This is a genomic window from Streptomyces sp. NPDC094032 (assembly GCF_040303965.1).
Lineage (GTDB): Bacteria > Actinomycetota > Actinomycetes > Streptomycetales > Streptomycetaceae > Streptomyces.
On sequence record NZ_JBEOUE010000019.1, the window covers coordinates 1 to 16,183 of the forward strand.

The following is a 16,183-nucleotide window of genomic DNA, read 5'->3' on the forward strand; positions in this document are numbered from 1 at the left end:
GGTACTGCAGGGGGGACCCTGTGGGAGAGTAGGACGCCGCCGAACAATCATTGTGGGAAAGCCCCGCACCTTATGGTGCGGGGCTTTTCTGCGTTCTGGCCGGGTTCTAGGGTGATCTTCATGGGCTATGACTTGGTCATCTTCGACAACGACGGTGTGCTCGTGGACAGCGAGCCGATCTCCAACACCCTGCTCGCCGGCTATCTCACCGAACTCGGGCACCCCACCACGTACGAGGAATCGGTGCGCGACTACATGGGGTCGGCCATGCACCGTATCCACGAGCTAGTGGAGGAGCGGTCCGGGAAGCGGCTGCCCGCCGAGTTCGACGAGGTCTTCCACCAGCGCGTCTTCGAGGGCTTCCGGCGGGAGCTGGAGCCGGTCGCCGGGGCCGCCGACGTACTCAAGCGGCTGGCCGACGCGGGTGTGCCGTACTGCGTGGCGTCGTCCGGGAGCCATGAGCGGATCCGGGTCGGGCACCGGAAGACCGGGCTCGACGTCTGGTTCCGGGACGGGATCGTGTTCAGCGCCGAGGACGTCGGCCGGGGCAAGCCGGCGCCCGACCTCTTCCTGTACGCCGCCGAGCGCATGGGCGTGGCCCCCGAGCGGTGTGTGGTGGTCGAGGACAGCGGGCTCGGCGTCCAGGCCGCGGTGGCGGCCGGGATGGACGTGTACGGGTACACCGCGATGACGGCGCGGGAGCGGCTGGTGGGGGCCACGGGGTTCTTCGGGGCGATGGACGAGCTGCCGGCGATTTTGGGTCTGTGATCCATCTACCGCTGAGTAGGTCCCGGCCCTACGCTGTGCCGCCATGAAGGATGCGCGTGTGCGGCGTGGGCGGGGATCCCTGGCGGTCGGTTTCTTCGTGCAGGGGGTCACCTTCGCCCTGCTCGTGACCCGAATACCGGCGATCCAGGACCGGTACGGGATCTCGGACGGGCTGCTGCCCCTGTTCCTGGCGGCCGTGCCGGTGCTCGCCGGGGTGGCCAGTGTGCTCACCGAGAAGGTGGTGGCCCGGGTCGGGCCCGCCCTGGTGCTGCGCTGGGCCCAGCCGGTCGTGCTCCTCGCCCTGCTCGGTGTGGGGGCCGGCTCCGAGCTGTGGCAGGCGGCGGTCGCCCTCGGGGTCTTCGGGCTCGCGGTCGGGGCGCTGGACGCCTCCATGAACATGCTGGGGGTGAGCCTCCAGCGGGCGTACGGCCGGAGCATCATGCTCGGCTTCCACGCCGCGTACAGCCTGGGCGGCATCGTGGGAGCCTCGCTCGCCTGGGCGGGCGCGCACTGGCATCTGTCGCTGTTCGTGTCCTATCTGCCGGTGGTGGCGCTGCTGCTGCCCGTGGTCCTGGTCGGCAGCCGCTGGTACGTGGCGGGGGAGCCGGGCCCGGCGGCCGGCGAGGAGGGGGCGCAGGCTCCGGCGGGCGGCGGTGGTGTGGTGTTCCGGATGCTGCTGCCGCTGTGCCTGGTGATGACCTTCGCGTACATCGGGGACTCGACGGTCTCCAACTGGTCGGCGAAGTACCTCCAGGACGTCCTCGGCTCCTCGGAGGAGCTGGCGACCGTCCCCTACAACGCGTACATGGTGACGACGCTGCTCGGGCGGTCCGTGGGGGACTTCGGGGTGCGGCGGTTCGGTGCCGTGCTGGTGGTGCGGTGCGGGGCGGTGCTCGGGGCGCTGGGCTTCGCCGTGGTGGCGCTGGCGCCGGGGCCGTGGGCGGGGATGGCCGGGTTCACGGTGCTGGGGCTCGGGCTGAGCGTGATCGTGCCGCAGACCTTCGCGGCGGCGGGCCGGATGTTCCCGGCGGCGAGCGACGCGGCCGTGGCGCGGCTGAACGTCTTCAACTACGTGGGCTTCCTGGTCGGCTCGCCGCTGGTGGGCGCGCTGGGCGACGCGTGGAGCTACCGCGGGGCGATGCTGGTGCCGATGGTGCTGGTCCTGGTGACGGTGGTGTACGCCACGTCGTTCGGTTCGGAGAAGGCCCGATACGGTGGCTCGCATGAGCGGCCGCGCACTGTTGATGTGGGATGAAGCTGTCACGGGGTACGACTTCGGTCCCGAGCACCCGATGGACCCGGTGCGGCTGGCGCTGACCATGGGGTTGGTGCGGGCGTACGGGCTCGACCGGGCCGTGGACGTGGTGGCGGCGAAGCCGGCGGGGGAGTCGACGCTGCGTCTGGTGCACCGTGAGGACTATGTGGCGGCGGTGCGGGCGGCTTCGGCGGACCCGCGGGCGGCCGACCAGGCGTACGGGCTCGGGACGGTGGACGATCCGGCGTTCGCGGGGATGCACGAGGTGTCGGCGCTGATCGCCGGGCAGTCGGTGGCGGCGGCGGAGGCGGTGTGGCGCGGGGACGCGGCGCACGCGGTGAACTTCGCGGGCGGTCTGCATCACGCGATGCCGGGGGCGGCCTCGGGGTTCTGCATCTACAACGACGCCTCGCTGGCCGTGGCCCGGCTCCTGGAGCTGGGCGCGGAGCGGGTCGCGTACGTGGACGTGGACGTGCATCACGGGGACGGGGTGCAGGCGGCGTTCTGGGACGATCCGCGGGTCCTGACGATCTCCCTGCACGAGCATCCGCGGACGCTGTTCCCGCAGACGGGCTGGCCGGAGGAGACGGGCGCGTCCGGCGCGGGTGAGGGCGGGGCGGTGAATCTGGCGCTGCCGGCGGGGACCGGGGACGCGGGGTGGCTGCGGGCCTTCCACGCGGTGGTGCCGGAGCTGATCGCCGATTTCCGGCCGCAGGCGCTGGTGACGCAGCACGGGGCGGACACGCACTTCGAGGACCCGCTGGCGCATCTGGCGGTGTCGCTGGACGCGCAGCGGGCGGTGCAGGAGGCCTGCCACGAGCTGGCGCACGCCCATGTCGAGGGGGGCAGGTGGGTGGCGCTCGGCGGGGGCGGTTACGCGGTGGTGGACGTCGTACCGCGGTCGTGGACGCATCTGGTGGGGATCGCGGCGCACGCTCCGGTGGAGCCGGAGTCGGTGGTGCCGTCCTCGTGGCGGGACGAGGTGTACGCGCGGACGCGGCAGCTGGGTCCGGCGCGGATGACGGACGGGCGGTGGCCGGTCCAGTGGCGTGACTGGGCGGCGGGTTACGACCCGGCGGACCGGCTCGACCAGGCGATCCTGGCGACGCGCAGGGCGGTGTTCCCGCTGCGCGGGCTGTTGGTCTGAGCCTGGCCTGAACCGTTCGCGGACAGGTGCGTGACCGTTACGCCGACTGGTCGGTGTGCGGGGGTTTCCGGGTCGGCGGCAGGAGCGTTCCGGCAGCATCGGAGGGTGTTGAGTACCGGGGCGCTGCGGGCGCATCTGTTGGCGGCGGGGTTGGCGGGGCCGGTGGCGACCCCTCGGGAGACGAGTCTGCGCAGCTATCGGCTCTTCGCGGCGCGCGATCCGCGGGTGACGCTGGGGATCGAGCCGCTGTGGAGGTGGGGCGAGGCCGAGCTGCTGCGGCTGATGGCGGAGCGGTGCGGGGTGTCGGGGGATCCGGCGTACCGGTCGGGGCCCGACGTGATCGATCCGGAGCGGACGCTGGGGGCGCTGGCGGCGTTCGCGGAGCGGCTCGGGGAGGCGGCGGGGCGGCGGGCTCCGGTGCTGTTCGGTACGGGGCATCCGCATCGGCTGATCGGTTTCTACGCCGCGCTCGCAGACGCTTTGTCGGCGGCGGGATGTCTTGTTCTCACCCCGGCGCAGGGGAGATGTGTCGACATAACGACCCGGTTCGGCGTACGTACGTACCTCGTGGACTACGTACGGGGGGTCGCGCTGGTGCGAGAAGCGGACCTGTCCGCCGCAGGGCGTGAGACCGGGGCGCACACGCACTCGCCGCTGCCGGTTAGGGCCGTGCTGGAAGGCGCGGCGGAGGGCGGCTGGCCGCTGCCGGAGCTGGTGGTGGGGGATCACGGATGGGTCTGCGGGGCAGGTCAGCTGGGTATCGAGGCCATCGGGCTTGCCGATACGGATGATCCCGCGCTGTTCGTCGGGGAGGCCGAGGGGCAGGTGTCCGTGGTCGTTCCGCTTGATGACGCGGTGCGCTCGGACTACTACCGTCCACTCACTCGCTATGTACTCAATCGAGCGTGTCTGTCACGGTAAACGGTCGATGCCAGCTCCTCTTCCCCACTCGTACCACCCGCCCCTAGTCTGGGCGTGAGCGCTCAGCGACGAAGAGTCACCGGAGGGGAAGCCGGTGCGCGTCGTGTGCGGAAGGTACAGGTGGGTCATGGCTGCTGGCGACAGGCCTCTCAACGAGGTGAAGTTTCTGACCGTGGCGGAGGTCGCCTCGGTGATGCGCGTCTCGAAGATGACCGTGTACCGCTTGGTGCACAGCGGTCATCTGCCGGCGATCCGGGTGGGCAGGTCCTTCCGGGTGCCGGAACAGGCGGTTCACGAGTACCTCAGGGAGTCCTTCGTGGGGGTGGCGACCGCGTAGCGAGCGCGCGGCCGGAGCCCGGTTCCGCCCTCGGTTCACGAGCGGGTCGCTCGGGGCGGTAGGCTAGCCCCTCGTAGGTCGTGTGGGCCCAGACGCCCCGCACCGATCCCCGCTGGCGCGGGGATGTTCCGAGTAGTGAGCGAGGGTAGTCGTGGGCTCTGTTATCAAGAAGCGGCGTAAGCGGATGGCGAAGAAGAAGCACCGCAAGCTGCTCAAGCGCACCCGCGTTCAGCGTCGCAACAAGAAGTAAGCGACCGCTGTAACGACGGCGTTTCGCGTCGGCGTGGCCCCCCATCGGTTCACCGGTGGGGGGCCACGCTTTTATTGCGCCGAAATGCGGAGGCGCTACGGTGGCCGTCAGCGGAACACCGATGGAAGACCGACGGAAGGCGCTCCTCTTGGGCAAGGTCGTGCTCGTCACCGGTGCGGCCCGGCACCTCGGCGCCCGTTTCGTGCGGCGCGTCCAGCGGGACCCGGAGGTCGGCCGGGTGATCGCCGTCGACGCGGTCGCCTCCCCGCATCCGCTGGGCGAGGCCGAGTTCGTCCGGGCGGACATCCGGCAGCCCGCCATCGCCAAGGTGCTGGCCCAGCACGACGTCGACACGGTCGTCCACATGGACGTCACCGGGACGGCGCTGGGCTCCGGCGGCCGTACGTCGGTCAAGGAGACCAACGTCATCGGCACCATGCAGCTGCTCGGCGCCTGCCAGAAGTCGCCGCGGGTCAAGCGGCTGGTGGTCAAGTCCAGCACGAGCGTGTACGGCGCCGCGCCCCGCGACCCGGCGGTGTTCACCGAGACGACGGCGGCGAAGTCGCTGCCGAGCGGGGGCTTCGCGAAGGACGCGGTCGAGGTCGAGGGGTACGTACGGGGCTTCGCCCGGCGCCGCCCGGACGTGGCCGTGTGCGTGCTGCGCTTCGCGAACATCCTCGGGCCGCGGGTGGACTCCCCGCTCGCCGAGTACCTGGACCTGCCGGTGCTGCCGACGGTCCTCGGCTACGACCCGCGGCTGCAGTTCGTCCACGAGGACGACGTCATGGACGTCCTGGAGCTCGCGGCGCGGGAGCCGCGCCGGGCCACCCTCAACAGCGGCACGTTCAACGTGGCCGGCGACGGGGTGCTGCTGCTCTCCCAGTGCGCGCGGCGGCTCGGCAGGCCGACGGTGCCGGTGCTGCTGCCGGCGGTCACCTGGGTCGGGCAGGCGCTGCGGACGGTCGGGGTGACCGACTTCTCGCCGGAGCAGATCCGGCTGCTCACCCATGGCCGGGTGGTCTCCACCGTCCAGATGCGCGAGACGCTCGGCTTCACCCCCCAGTACTCGACGGCGGAGGCCTTCGCGGACTTCGCCGCCAGCCGGGGGCCCGGCCTGCTGCCGCCGGAGCTGCTCGCGGGGGCCGTGGACCGGCTCGCCGGGCGGCTCGCCCCCACCCCGACCTCCACGACCGCGGAATAGGAGCTCAGATCGCGATGGCGGACGCCAAGGTCATTCCGTTCGACGACGACCGGTCGCGGTCCCGCCGCAGGCCTCCCGCCCGCAGCGGCGGGGAGGCGGCCGTGCGGGCGCTGCCGGCGCAGCAGCGGCCGGAGGGGGCCCCGGAGCCGGTGGCGGGGTCCGGCGGCGGCTGGGAGCGGCGGCTCGCGGGCGGTCTGGCGTTCCTGCGGCGGCGGGTGACCGGTGACTACGAGGTCGACGAGTTCGGCTACGACAAGGAGCTCACCGACCAGGTCCTGATGTCGCTGCTGCGCCCGGTGTACGAGAAGTACTTCCGGGTGGAGGTGAAGGGCGTCGAGAACATCCCGAAGGACGGCGGGGCCCTGGTGGTCTCCAACCACTCGGGGACGCTGCCGCTGGACGGCCTGATGATGCAGGTGGCCGTCCACGACCACCATCCGGCCGGCCGGCATCTGCGGCTGCTCGCCGCGGACCTGGTCTTCATGCTGCCGGTGGTGAACGAGCTGGCCCGCAAGGCCGGGCACACGCTGGCCTGCGCGGAGGACGCGGAGCGGCTGCTGCGGGCCGGGGAGATCGTCGGGGTGATGCCGGAGGGCTTCAAGGGGATAGGGAAGCCGTTCGCCGAGCGGTACAAGCTCCAACGCTTCGGGCGGGGCGGCTTCGTGTCGACGGCGCTGCGGGCGGGCGTGCCGATCGTGCCGTGCTCGATCGTGGGCGCGGAGGAGATCTATCCGATGCTCGGCAACGCGAAGACCCTGGCGCGGGTGCTCGGTCTGCCGTACTTCCCGCTGACGCCGACCTTCCCGTGGCTGGGGCCGATGGGTGCGCTGCCGTTGCCGACGAAGTGGACCATCCAGTTCGGCGAGCCGATCCCGACCGACTCGTATCCGCAGGAGGCGGCGGAGGACCCGATGCTGATGTTCAACCTGACCGACCAGGTCCGGGAGCAGATCCAGCACACGCTGTACAAGCTGCTGGTGCAGCGGAGGTCGGTGTTCTTCTGACGCGCGGATACGGGGGAGGGGGCGCCGCCCAGGCCGGGCGCCGCCCCCTCCCCCGTATCGCCGGGGCTACTTCACGTCCTCGCTGTTGATGCCGAGGCCGGGCAGGATGCCCGGGAGGATCGGCGGGATCGTGACGTCCGGGGGGGTGGGTGTCGGGTCGCCGGACGGGGTGGTGCTCTGGCCGCCCTGGGGCGGGTTGAACAGGCCGCCCGTGTTGCCGCCGAGGAGGCCCTCGTCCTTGGGCGCGCCGGTGCCGGTGCTGGTGCCCGAGGGGTGGGGCTGGGCGGCGTCGCCCGTGGTGGAGGGCGTGGCGGGCGGGGTGTGCGCCTGCTGGGGGCCGGCCGGCTGGGTGTGTCGCGGCGTGCTCGGGGCGCCGGAACCGATCGTGCCGCGCTCGGGGGTGCGCGGAAGCACGGACTGCAACGGCTCGACCTCTTCGTCTATGGCGTCGAAGACGTCGTTGACCTGGTTGCCCACGTCGGTCAGCTGGACCGGGAGCCGGTCGCGCAGGCCGTCCCAGGTGGCGCGGTGGGACTGGGCGAAGGAGTTCAGCCGGGCCATCGGGCCGATCTCGCCGTCCCGCTCGTAGGCCTGGCGGAGCAGCCGGTGGCCTTCGGAGGCGTCGTGCTCCATGCCGCTCAGGACCCGGCGGATCTCGCCGAGCGACTCGTGGTCGAGGTCGCCGAGGCGGCCGCGTTCCATGAGTCTGCGGGCCTCGCTCAGCCGGGTGGAGGCCTGGTCGAGGTAGATCCCGCCGCGGTCGGCGTCGTCGTCGGCCATCCCCAGCTTGAGGTCCTCCATGCCGCGCTTCAGCCCGTACAGGGAGTCACCGGGGAGGGCGTCGGAGCTGGCGGCGGCGACGCCGCTGAAGGCTCCCGCGGCGACGCCGACGGTGAGCCCGCCCGCCGCGAGGCCCTTGGTCCAGCGGGAGCGTGGGCGCAGCTTCCGGAGCGGGGAGGCCCTGTGCGCCCCCTTGCCGCCTGCGGTCCGCTGCTCGGGCACGGTGGGGGCCGCGGACGCGCTCCCCTCCGCGAACATCGCCTCCATGGCGGCGACGAGCTGGGCCCGCTGCACCACCTTGACCTCGGGGTCCATCTGCGGCTTCGGCAGCTCGCCGAGGCCGTTCGCCAGGGCCAAAAGCCGTCCGTGCTCGGCCGGTTCGGCCGTCGCCTCGGACTGCTCGGCCGCCGCGCCCTCGGGCGTCCGGTCCTCCAGGGCCTGGGCGAAGGCGTTCGCCCGCCGGTGCGCCGATACGTTCGCGATCACTGGCGGCACCTCCTCTCGTCATGACGGTCGACTCCCCGGGGGGTTCGGAGGGTTGCACACCTTGAGCACATCCACACGAAAGAGTGAGTGGAAGTGGACATGGTGTGACCACAGGGAGCCTGCATTTCGCACAACGAGCGGCGCGGCACTTGGGTTACGCGCGAAAGATGATCGGACCAGTGCGTCATCGAGGCGTCACCGACTGTGAGTTGGTCTCGGGTGGTGGGGGTGCGGGGAGGAGGAGGGGTGTCGCCCGGGGGGCGCTGCGCGTGTGGGGGGCGCGCAGCGCTCAGCGGGCGTCCTCCGGGAGCAGCCGGGCCAGGGTGCGGACGGCCCGGTACTGGAGGGTCTTGATCGCGCCCTCGTTCTTCCCCATGACCCGGGCGGTCTCGGCGACCGACAGGCCCTGGAGGAAGCGGAGCGTCACGCACTCCTGCTGCTGGGGGTTGAGGCGGCGGACCGCGTCGAGCAGCGCGGCGTTGGAGAGCGATTCGAGGACGGAGTCCTCGGGGCTGCGCTCCACCTCGTTGGCGTCGAGCATCTCGCCGGTGGTCACTTCGAGGCGGAAGCGGCTCGACTTGAAGTGGTCGGCGACGAGGTTGCGCGCGATGGTCACCAGCCAGGCGCCGAAGTCGCGGCCCTGCCAGGTGAAGGTGGAGATCCGGCGCAGGGCGCGCAGGAACGTCTCGCTGGTGAGGTCCTCCGCCGTCGCCTTGCCGCCGACGCGGTAGTAGATATAGCGGTAGACGGTGTCGCTGTACTGGTCGTAGAGCCGGCCGAAGGCGTCGGCCTCGCCGGCCTGGGCGCGTTCGACCAGGTCCATCATGCGGGCGCTGTCGCTGTCGGCGGTGGGCCGGCGGGCGGCGGTCGAGGTTCCGGAGCCGCCCCGGGCGCCGCGTCTGCCGACAGCGGCACCGCTCTCGGCCAGGGCGTAGCAGGGACCGACGGGTGCCGGTCCGGCGAAGGCGGGTGCGAGGCCGGCGTACGCGGTGGGGACGAAGCCGCGCAAGCGGTCGAGGACCGTTGCGCGCAGCGTAGCCAGGCCCGAGGCGTCAACCCCGACGTGTGGGTACACGGGACTCCCAGAGGCAGAGCTTCCATCACGTGCAGTGCGGGACCGTTCACTCGTCGTGGCGACGTGTGGGGTCCCTTGTGCGTCTGAGGAGAATAACGCTTCGTACAGGCAGCGCTACACCCAGTTGCTCAAATCATCGATTCCGTCGTATCTGTTACCGCTTACGGGCGGAACGAGTCGCACTTCGTGACCGGTTGCGCTCGGATTGCTTCCGAGTGTGATCGGGGCCGGGTTGGGTTGTGCTCAAGTGCGGGACGGGCGAGTGATCGTGGCCGCTGCCGGGTAGGGGGCGGGGATTGCCTGGGCGTCGATCCGCGCGTGCGTGTTCGACCACGTACGGGTGAGCCGGGTTGGTCCTGGGTTGTCCCAGATGATCGCAGCCGAAACGTATCCGCAGGACGCGACACGCCGGGGGAGCGATCCTCAGCGGCGGCGGCGGTGCAGGGCGAGCGCGGCCGCCGCGCCGCCCGCGAGGGCGCCGACGCCCGCGGCGGCCGGGATGCCGACCTTGGCGGCCTTGCGGCCGGTCCGGTAGTCCCGCAGCCGCCAGTCCCGCTCCCGCGCGTGCCTGCGCAGCTTGGTGTCCGGGTTCACCGCGTACGGGTGCCCGACCAGCGAGAGCATCGGGATGTCGTTGTGCGAGTCGCTGTACGCGGCGCAGCGCGCGAGGTCCAGGCCCTCGGCCGCCGCCAGGGCGCGTACCGCCTCGGCCTTGGCCGGTCCGTGCAGCAGCTCGCCGACCAGGCGGCCGGTGTAGACGCCGTCGACCGACTCGGCGACCGTGCCCAGCGCGCCGGTGAGGCCGAGGCGGCGGGCGATGATCGTGGCGGTCTCGACGGGGGCGGCGGTGACCAGCCAGACCTTCTGCCCCGCGTCCAGGTGCGCCTGGGCGAGCGCCCGGGTGCCGGGCCAGATGCGGTCGGCCATGTACTCGTCGTAGATCTCCTCGCCGATGGACATCAGCTCGGAGACGCGGTGGCCCTTGACGATGGACAGGGCGCTGTCGCGGGCCTCCTGCATGTGCTCGGGGTCCTCGACCCCGGCCAGCCGGAACCAGACCTGCGCCCAGGCGAAGCGGGCGAGTTCGCGGCGCTGGAAGAACTTCCGCTTGTACAGGCCGCGGCCGAAGTGGAAGATCGCGGCGCCCTGCATCACGGTGTTGTCGAGGTCGAAGAAGGCGGCGGCCTCGGTGTCGCCGGCGACCGGGAACTCCGGCTCGGCGGGCGCGGCCTCCCCAGCGGCCCCCGCTGCCTCGGCCGCCTCTGCCGCCTCCTGGTCCCGCCGGAGCTGCTCTTCTCTCTCCCGCTCCAGCTGCCGCGAGGTCTTGCGGGCCGCCTCGGCGGCGGCCTCGCCTGCCAGGACGCTGCGCGCGGTGGCGGAGCGCCTACGGGGGGTGAGCCATCCCAGAGCGGCCATGTCCTTGAGCATAGTCAGTCTGTTCGGTCCTTCCCGACTTGTGGGGATGCCGTGGTGTGAACAGTGGGCGCCGGGGGTGTGACCCGGGCCGTGCGGGCCGCGCAGAATGGACGTCATGTTCGGACGTACGAAGAAGAAGGCCGGTCCGCGCACGGTGACGCTGATCGGGAAGCCGGGATGTCATCTGTGCGACGACGCCAGGGCGGTGGTCGAGGCCGTCTGCGCCGAGACGGGGGCACTCTGGGAGGAGAAGGACATCTCGGTCGACGAGGAACTCCATCGGGCGTACTGGGAGCAGATCCCCGTGGTCCTCATCGACGGCGAACAGCACACGTTCTGGCGGGTGGACGCCGGGCGGCTCCGGCGCGAACTGGGTGCGTGACCGAAAGACGGCTACCATCATGGACGTTTTGTTGGGTTTCGGGGGCGGCGTCGTGAGGAGAGTGTGCGGCTTTGCCCCCTTCGGGTTCTCAACGCTCTGACGCCGTCCGCGGTTCCGTACCGTCGGGAACCAGCCGCGTGACCCCGGTCACTTTGGCCAGACAAAACGGACACCATCTTTGTGCACGCGTTCACAAAGACATAGCCTGCATTCGACGGGGCGGTCCTGGGACACACGGCCGCCTGCAGCCCCGCTCATCCCGCAGGAGCACCGTGGCAACTGGCCGAACTCACCGACCGGCGACCCGTAGCCGAGGAATTCCCGAGGCCACCGTCGCCCGCCTTCCGCTGTATCTGCGTGCCCTCACGGCGCTGTCGGAGCGCTCCGTACCCACGGTCTCCTCCGAAGAGCTCGCGGCCGCCGCGGGGGTCAACTCCGCGAAGCTGCGCAAGGACTTCAGCTACCTCGGCTCGTACGGGACGCGCGGCGTCGGCTACGACGTCGAGTACCTCGTCTACCAGATCTCCCGCGAACTCGGCCTGACCCAGGACTGGCCGGTCGTGATCGTCGGTATCGGTAACCTCGGCGCCGCGCTGGCCGGTTACGGCGGCTTCGCCTCCCGTGGCTTCCGGGTCGCCGCGCTGATCGACGCCGACCCCGCCATGACCGGCAGGCCGGTCGCCGGGATCCCGGTCCAGCACAGCGACGACCTGGAGAAGATCGTCACCGAGGACGGTGTCTCCATCGGCGTCATCGCGACCCCGGCCGGGGTCGCCCAGCAGGTCTGCGACCGGCTGGTGGCCGCCGGGGTCACCTCCATCCTGAACTTCGCCCCGACCGTGCTGTCCGTGCCGGACGGCGTGGACGTGCGCAAGGTCGACCTCTCCATCGAGCTGCAGATCCTCGCCTTCCACGAGCAGCGCAAGGCCGGCGAGGAGATGGGCGCCGAGAACGCCGACAGCACCGACAGCACCGACAGCGCTGACAGCACCGAGAGCACCGGAAGCGCCGGCGGCCCCGCGCCCGCCGTCGCCGCCGCGCCGTCGGCCGGCCGTGGCGCGGCCGCGGCGGGCCGCAAGGGACCTGACGGGGACATGCCCGCCGTGATGCCGGCATGAGCCTCCTCGTCGTCGGTCTCAGCCACCGCAGCGCCCCCGTCAGCGTCCTGGAGCGGGCCTCCCTCTCCGCCGACGCCCGCGCCAAGCTGCTGCACGACACCCTCGCCGCCGAACCGGCCACCGAGGGCGCCGTCCTGGCCACCTGCAACCGCATCGAGCTCTACGCCGACGTGGACAAGTTCCACGCCGGTGTCGCCGAGCTGTCCACGCTGCTCGCGCAGCACAGCGGCGTCGGCCTCGAAGAGCTCACCCCCTATCTCTATGTGCACTACGAGGACCGGGCCGTCCACCACCTCTTCTCGGTGGCCTGCGGCCTGGACTCCATGGTCGTCGGCGAGGGCCAGATCCTCGGCCAGATCAAGGACGCCCTCGCCGTCGGACAGGACCTGCACACCGCCGGACGCCTCCTGAACGACCTGTTCCAGCAGTCGCTGCGGGTCGGCAAGCGGGCCCACAGCGAGACCGGCATCGACCGGGCCGGACAGTCGCTGGTCACCTTCGGGCTCCGGCAGCTGGCCCAGGGCGCCGACGTCGACGGCTGGGCCGCGGGCAAGCGCGCCCTGGTCATCGGCGCCGGCTCGATGTCCTCGCTGGCCGCCGCGACCCTCGCCCGCTCCGGCGTCGCCGAGATCGTCATCGCCAACCGCACGGCCGCCCGCGCCGACCGGCTCGTCGAGATCCTCACCGAGCCCGGCAGTACGGGAGTGGCCGCGCGCGCGGTCGAGATGGTTGCCGTCGGCGACGAACTGACACGTGCCGACATCGTCGTCTCCTGCACCGGAGCCACCGGACTCGTCCTGACCGGCGACGAGATCGAGGCCGCTCTCCAGGGCCGCACCGCCCCCCTCCACCTGCTCGACCTCGCCATGCCCCGCGACATCGACGCCGCCGCCCACCGCATGCCGGGCGTCCGACTCGTCGACATCGAGTCGCTGGCCGAGGCCTCCGCCGACGCGCCCATGGCCGCCGACGTCGACCGGGTGCGCACCATCGTGTCCGACGAGGTCGCCGCGTTCGGCGCCGCCCAGCGCGCCGCGCACATCACGCCGACCGTGGTCGCCTTGCGCGCCATGGCCGCCGACGTGGTCGCCGGCGAGGTCGCCCGCCTCGAAGGCCGGCTGCCCGACCTCGACGACAAGCAGCGCGCCGAGATCACCCAGACCGTGCGCCGCGTGGTCGACAAGCTCCTGCACGCGCCGACCGTGCGCGTCAAGCAGCTCGCCAGCGAGCCCGGCGGCGCCGGGTACGCGGACGCACTGCGGACACTCTTCGACCTCGACCCGGAGACGGTTGCCTCTGTCAGCCGGGCCGACCTGAACGACGGCGACGTCAAGAACCGAGGGCGAGTATGACCGAGAGGGCACTGAGGCTCGGGACCAGGCGCAGCAAGCTGGCCATGGCCCAGTCCGGACATGTGGCCGACGCCGTCCGCCGGGTGACCGGCCGGCCCGTCGAGCTCGTGGAGATCACGACGTACGGGGACACCTCCCGCGAGCACCTCGCGCAGATCGGCGGCACCGGCGTCTTCGTCGCCGCGCTGCGCGACGCGCTGCTCGCCGGCGAGGTCGACTTCGCCGTGCACTCCCTCAAGGACCTGCCGACCGCCCAGCACCCCGACCTGGTGCTGGCCGCGATCCCCGAGCGCGAGGACCCGCGCGACGTCCTCGTCGCCGGTCCCGGGGTCACGCTCGACCGGCTGCCCGCGGGCGCCCGGGTCGGCACCGGCTCCCCGCGCCGCATGGCCCAGCTCAACGCGTACGCGCGCAGCCACGGCCTGACCATCGAGACCGTACCGATCCGGGGCAACATCGACACCCGCGTCGGCTATGTACGCAGCGGAGAACTGGACGCGGTGGTACTCGCCGCGGCCGGACTCAACCGCATCGGCGGAACCGAGGAGCTCACCGGCTCCCTGTCGCTCGACCACCTGTCGGTCGACTCGGTCCTGCCCGCCCCCGGCCAGGGGGCCCTGGCCGTCGAGTGCCTGGCGTCCGACGCCGCACTCGTCGCCGCGCTCGCCGAGCTCGACGACCCGCTCACCCGGGCCGCCGTGACCGCCGAGCGATCCCTGCTCGCCGCCCTGGAGGCCGGCTGCTCCGCACCTGTGGGTGCGCTCGCCGACCTGCTGGCCGACGACCCCGGTCACGGGCAGGTTGTCACCGAAATGCGCCTGCGCGGCGTCGTCGGCACCACCGACGGTTCCACGCTGGTGCAGCTGTCCACCACCGGTCCCGTACCCACCTCCTACGACGAGGCGGTGGCACTCGGACGCGAACTCGCGGACGAGATGCTCGCCAAGGGTGCGGCCGGTCTTATGGGGGAGCGAGCACTTTGAACCCCAGCCCGACCACCAGCCCCGCGTCCGCCGCCGTCTTCGGCCACGGTCACGTCACCTTCCTCGGCGCAGGCCCGGGCGACCCCGGACTGCTGACGCTCCGGGCCGTCGAAGCCCTGGCCGGCGCGGACGTACTGATCGCCGAGCCGGAGGTGCTCGAAGTCGTTCGCGGCCATGCCCGCGCGGGCGTGAGCACGCCTGAGCTGACGGTGGTTGACGACGTGTCAACAACCGTCGGTGTCCCCGTGTTGAGGGATGCGGCCAATCTTGTCATGGAGGCCGCACGGGGCGGCAAGCGGGTCGTCCGTGCGGTGACCGGCGACCCCGGCCTCGACGGAAACGCAGGTCAGGAGATGCTGGCCTGCGCCGCCGAGGGCATCGCCTTCGAGGTCGTACCCGGTGTCGCCACCGCCGTCGGCGTCCCCGCGTACGCCGGTGTCCCGCTGCGCGACGCGCAGGGCACCGACGTCCGCTTCGTCGACGCCCGCACCGCCGACGACCGCTGCTGGTCCGAGGTCGGCGCCTCCGACGGCACCGTCGTCGTCTCCACGACCCTCGACGCGGTGGCCGCGGCCGCCGGTGAACTGGTGGCGGCGGGCCGTAAGCCGGACACCCCCCTCACCGTCACCATCGCCGGCACCACGACCCGGCAGCGCACCTGGACCGCCACGCTCGGCACCATCGCCCAGGTCTTCAAGCAGGGCAAGGTCCTCCCCTCGCCCGAGGGACACCGGCCGGCGATAGCCGTGGTCGGCGAGCGGTGCGCCCCGGCGCAGCGCGACCAGCTCTCCTGGTTCGAGTCCAAGCCGCTCTTCGGCTGGCGGGTCCTCGTGCCGCGCACCAAGGAGCAGGCCGCCTCGCTCTCCGACCAGCTGCGTTCCTACGGCGCGGTGCCGCACGAGGTGCCGACCATCGCCGTCGAGCCGCCGCGCACCCCCCAGCAGATGGAGCGCGCGGTCAAGGGCCTGGTCACCGGCCGCTACGAGTGGATCGCCTTCACCTCGGTCAACGCCGTCAAGGCCGTCCGGGAGAAGTTCGAGGAGTACGGGCTCGACGCCCGCGCCTTCGCCGGGATCAAGGTCGCGGCGGTGGGCGAGCAGACCGCGGCCGCCCTCGTCGACTTCGGCGTCAAGCCGGACCTGGTGCCCAGCGGCGAGCAGTCCGCCGCCGGTCTCCTGGAGGACTGGCCGCCGTACGACCCGGTCTTCGACCCGATCGACCGCGTCTTCCTGCCGCGCGCCGACATCGCGACCGAGACCCTCGTCGCCGGGCTCATCGAGCTCGGCTGGGAGGTCGACGACGTCACCGCGTACCGGACCGTACGGGCCTCGCCGCCGCCGGCGGACACCCGCGAGGCGATCAAGGGCGGCGGCTTCGACGCCGTGCTCTTCACCTCCTCGTCGACCGTGCGGAACCTGGTCGGCATCGCCGGCAAGCCGCACAACGTCACCGTCATCGCCTGCATCGGCCCCGCGACGGCCAAGACGGCGGAGGAGCACGGCCTGCGGGTCGACGTCCTGTCGCCCGAACCCTCCGTCCACAAGCTGGCCGAGGCGCTCGCGGACTTCGGCCTGCGCCGCCGGGAGGCCGCGCTGGAGGCCGGGGACCCGGTGACCCGGCCCAGCGAGCGGCGACCGGGAGCACGGCGTCGCCGCACGACGTGACGTGAGCTGATACGACAGGGGCGCGGGGCCTTCCGGGGACCCGC

At 72.0% G+C, this 16,183-nt stretch carries 16 protein-coding genes; 13 read left to right on the forward strand and 3 right to left on the reverse strand.

All coding sequences use genetic code 11. The annotated features are described in order from the left end of the window. The first annotated feature begins 120 nt into the window (after positions 1–120). From ABTZ54_RS24490 to ABTZ54_RS24525, 8 genes are all read left to right on the forward strand, one after another. Positions 121–768 (forward strand): HAD family hydrolase, encoded by a 648-nt coding sequence (locus ABTZ54_RS24490; RefSeq protein WP_351666842.1) that lies wholly within the window; start codon positions 121–123, stop codon positions 766–768. A gap of 43 nt (positions 769–811) precedes the next feature. Then, positions 812–2,023 carry an MFS transporter gene (locus tag ABTZ54_RS24495; protein ID WP_351666844.1) on the forward strand — a complete coding sequence of 404 codons (1,212 nt, stop codon included), beginning with the start codon at positions 812–814 and terminating at the stop codon, positions 2,021–2,023. Then, complete coding sequence (locus ABTZ54_RS24500) at positions 1,992–3,170, forward strand: acetoin utilization protein AcuC (protein WP_351666846.1); 1,179 nt, start codon at positions 1,992–1,994, stop codon at positions 3,168–3,170. The genes ABTZ54_RS24495 and ABTZ54_RS24500 overlap by 32 nt, the downstream gene beginning before the upstream one ends. Before the next feature lie 105 nt (positions 3,171–3,275). Further along, positions 3,276–4,091, forward strand: coding sequence for a phosphatase (locus tag ABTZ54_RS24505; protein ID WP_351666848.1), 816 nt, complete (start codon positions 3,276–3,278; stop codon positions 4,089–4,091). A 127-nt stretch (positions 4,092–4,218) separates the two neighbouring features. Then, complete coding sequence (locus tag ABTZ54_RS24510; protein WP_046910004.1) at positions 4,219–4,428, forward strand: helix-turn-helix domain-containing protein; 210 nt, start codon at positions 4,219–4,221, stop codon at positions 4,426–4,428. Positions 4,429–4,579: 151 nt separating this feature from the next. Beyond that, positions 4,580–4,678 carry a 30S ribosomal protein bS22 gene (locus tag ABTZ54_RS24515; RefSeq protein ID WP_003948845.1) on the forward strand — a complete coding sequence of 33 codons (99 nt, stop codon included), beginning with the start codon at positions 4,580–4,582 and terminating at the stop codon, positions 4,676–4,678. Positions 4,679–4,826: 148 nt separating this feature from the next. Beyond that, positions 4,827–5,879: an NAD-dependent epimerase/dehydratase family protein gene (locus tag ABTZ54_RS24520; RefSeq protein ID WP_351667156.1), complete on the forward strand. Its 1,053-nt coding sequence runs from the start codon at positions 4,827–4,829 to the stop codon at positions 5,877–5,879. A gap of 14 nt (positions 5,880–5,893) precedes the next feature. Then, positions 5,894–6,883: a lysophospholipid acyltransferase family protein gene (locus ABTZ54_RS24525; protein ID WP_351666850.1), complete on the forward strand. Its 990-nt coding sequence runs from the start codon at positions 5,894–5,896 to the stop codon at positions 6,881–6,883. A 66-nt stretch (positions 6,884–6,949) separates the two neighbouring features. On the opposite strand, the gene ABTZ54_RS24530 is transcribed toward ABTZ54_RS24525, so the two are convergent. From ABTZ54_RS24530 to ABTZ54_RS24540, 3 genes are all read right to left on the reverse strand, one after another. Next, positions 6,950–8,149, reverse strand: a complete 1,200-nt coding sequence (locus ABTZ54_RS24530) for a DUF5667 domain-containing protein (protein WP_351666852.1) — start codon at positions 8,147–8,149, stop codon at positions 6,950–6,952. A 289-nt stretch (positions 8,150–8,438) separates the two neighbouring features. Continuing rightward, positions 8,439–9,224, reverse strand: coding sequence for an ECF subfamily RNA polymerase sigma factor, BldN family (locus ABTZ54_RS24535; RefSeq protein WP_351666853.1), 786 nt, complete (start codon positions 9,222–9,224; stop codon positions 8,439–8,441). Between the two features lie 423 nt (positions 9,225–9,647). Beyond that, positions 9,648–10,640 carry an HAD family hydrolase gene (locus tag ABTZ54_RS24540; RefSeq protein ID WP_351666854.1) on the reverse strand — a complete coding sequence of 331 codons (993 nt, stop codon included), beginning with the start codon at positions 10,638–10,640 and terminating at the stop codon, positions 9,648–9,650. A gap of 106 nt (positions 10,641–10,746) precedes the next feature. Here ABTZ54_RS24540 and ABTZ54_RS24545 point away from each other — a divergent pair, with 106 nt between their 5' ends. The 5 genes from ABTZ54_RS24545 (at position 10,747) to ABTZ54_RS24565 (ending at position 16,139) form a co-directional block, all read left to right on the forward strand. Next, complete coding sequence (locus tag ABTZ54_RS24545; protein WP_351666856.1) at positions 10,747–11,022, forward strand: glutaredoxin family protein; 276 nt, start codon at positions 10,747–10,749, stop codon at positions 11,020–11,022. Positions 11,023–11,294: 272 nt separating this feature from the next. Further along, positions 11,295–12,140 (forward strand): redox-sensing transcriptional repressor Rex, encoded by an 846-nt coding sequence (locus ABTZ54_RS24550; RefSeq protein ID WP_351666858.1) that lies wholly within the window; start codon positions 11,295–11,297, stop codon positions 12,138–12,140. Next, positions 12,137–13,492: a glutamyl-tRNA reductase gene (locus tag ABTZ54_RS24555; RefSeq protein ID WP_351666860.1), complete on the forward strand. Its 1,356-nt coding sequence runs from the start codon at positions 12,137–12,139 to the stop codon at positions 13,490–13,492. Before ABTZ54_RS24550 ends, ABTZ54_RS24555 begins: the two co-directional genes overlap by 4 nt. Then, positions 13,489–14,475: a hydroxymethylbilane synthase gene (gene hemC / locus ABTZ54_RS24560; protein ID WP_351666862.1), complete on the forward strand. Its 987-nt coding sequence runs from the start codon at positions 13,489–13,491 to the stop codon at positions 14,473–14,475. The genes ABTZ54_RS24555 and hemC overlap by 4 nt, the downstream gene beginning before the upstream one ends. Then, positions 14,472–16,139, forward strand: coding sequence for a bifunctional uroporphyrinogen-III C-methyltransferase/uroporphyrinogen-III synthase (locus ABTZ54_RS24565; protein ID WP_351666864.1), 1,668 nt, complete (start codon positions 14,472–14,474; stop codon positions 16,137–16,139). The genes hemC and ABTZ54_RS24565 overlap by 4 nt, the downstream gene beginning before the upstream one ends. The last annotated feature ends 44 nt before the right edge of the window (positions 16,140–16,183 follow it).

Bases quoted from the DNA above. Each gene is read 5' to 3' on its own strand.
- ABTZ54_RS24490 (WP_351666842.1), top strand. From the start codon at position 121: ATGGGCTATGACTTGGTCATCTTCGACAACGACGGTGTGCTCGTGGAC.
- ABTZ54_RS24495 (WP_351666844.1), top strand. From the start codon at position 812: ATGAAGGATGCGCGTGTGCGGCGTGGGCGGGGATCCCTGGCGGTCGGT.
- ABTZ54_RS24500 (WP_351666846.1), top strand. From the start codon at position 1,992: ATGAGCGGCCGCGCACTGTTGATGTGGGATGAAGCTGTCACGGGGTAC.
- ABTZ54_RS24510 (WP_046910004.1), top strand. From the start codon at position 4,219: ATGGCTGCTGGCGACAGGCCTCTCAACGAGGTGAAGTTTCTGACCGTG.
- ABTZ54_RS24525 (WP_351666850.1), top strand. From the start codon at position 5,894: ATGGCGGACGCCAAGGTCATTCCGTTCGACGACGACCGGTCGCGGTCC.
- ABTZ54_RS24540 (WP_351666854.1), bottom strand. From the start codon at position 10,640: ATGGCCGCTCTGGGATGGCTCACCCCCCGTAGGCGCTCCGCCACCGCG.
- ABTZ54_RS24545 (WP_351666856.1), top strand. From the start codon at position 10,747: ATGGACGTCATGTTCGGACGTACGAAGAAGAAGGCCGGTCCGCGCACG.
- ABTZ54_RS24555 (WP_351666860.1), top strand. From the start codon at position 12,137: ATGAGCCTCCTCGTCGTCGGTCTCAGCCACCGCAGCGCCCCCGTCAGC.
- hemC (WP_351666862.1), top strand. From the start codon at position 13,489: ATGACCGAGAGGGCACTGAGGCTCGGGACCAGGCGCAGCAAGCTGGCC.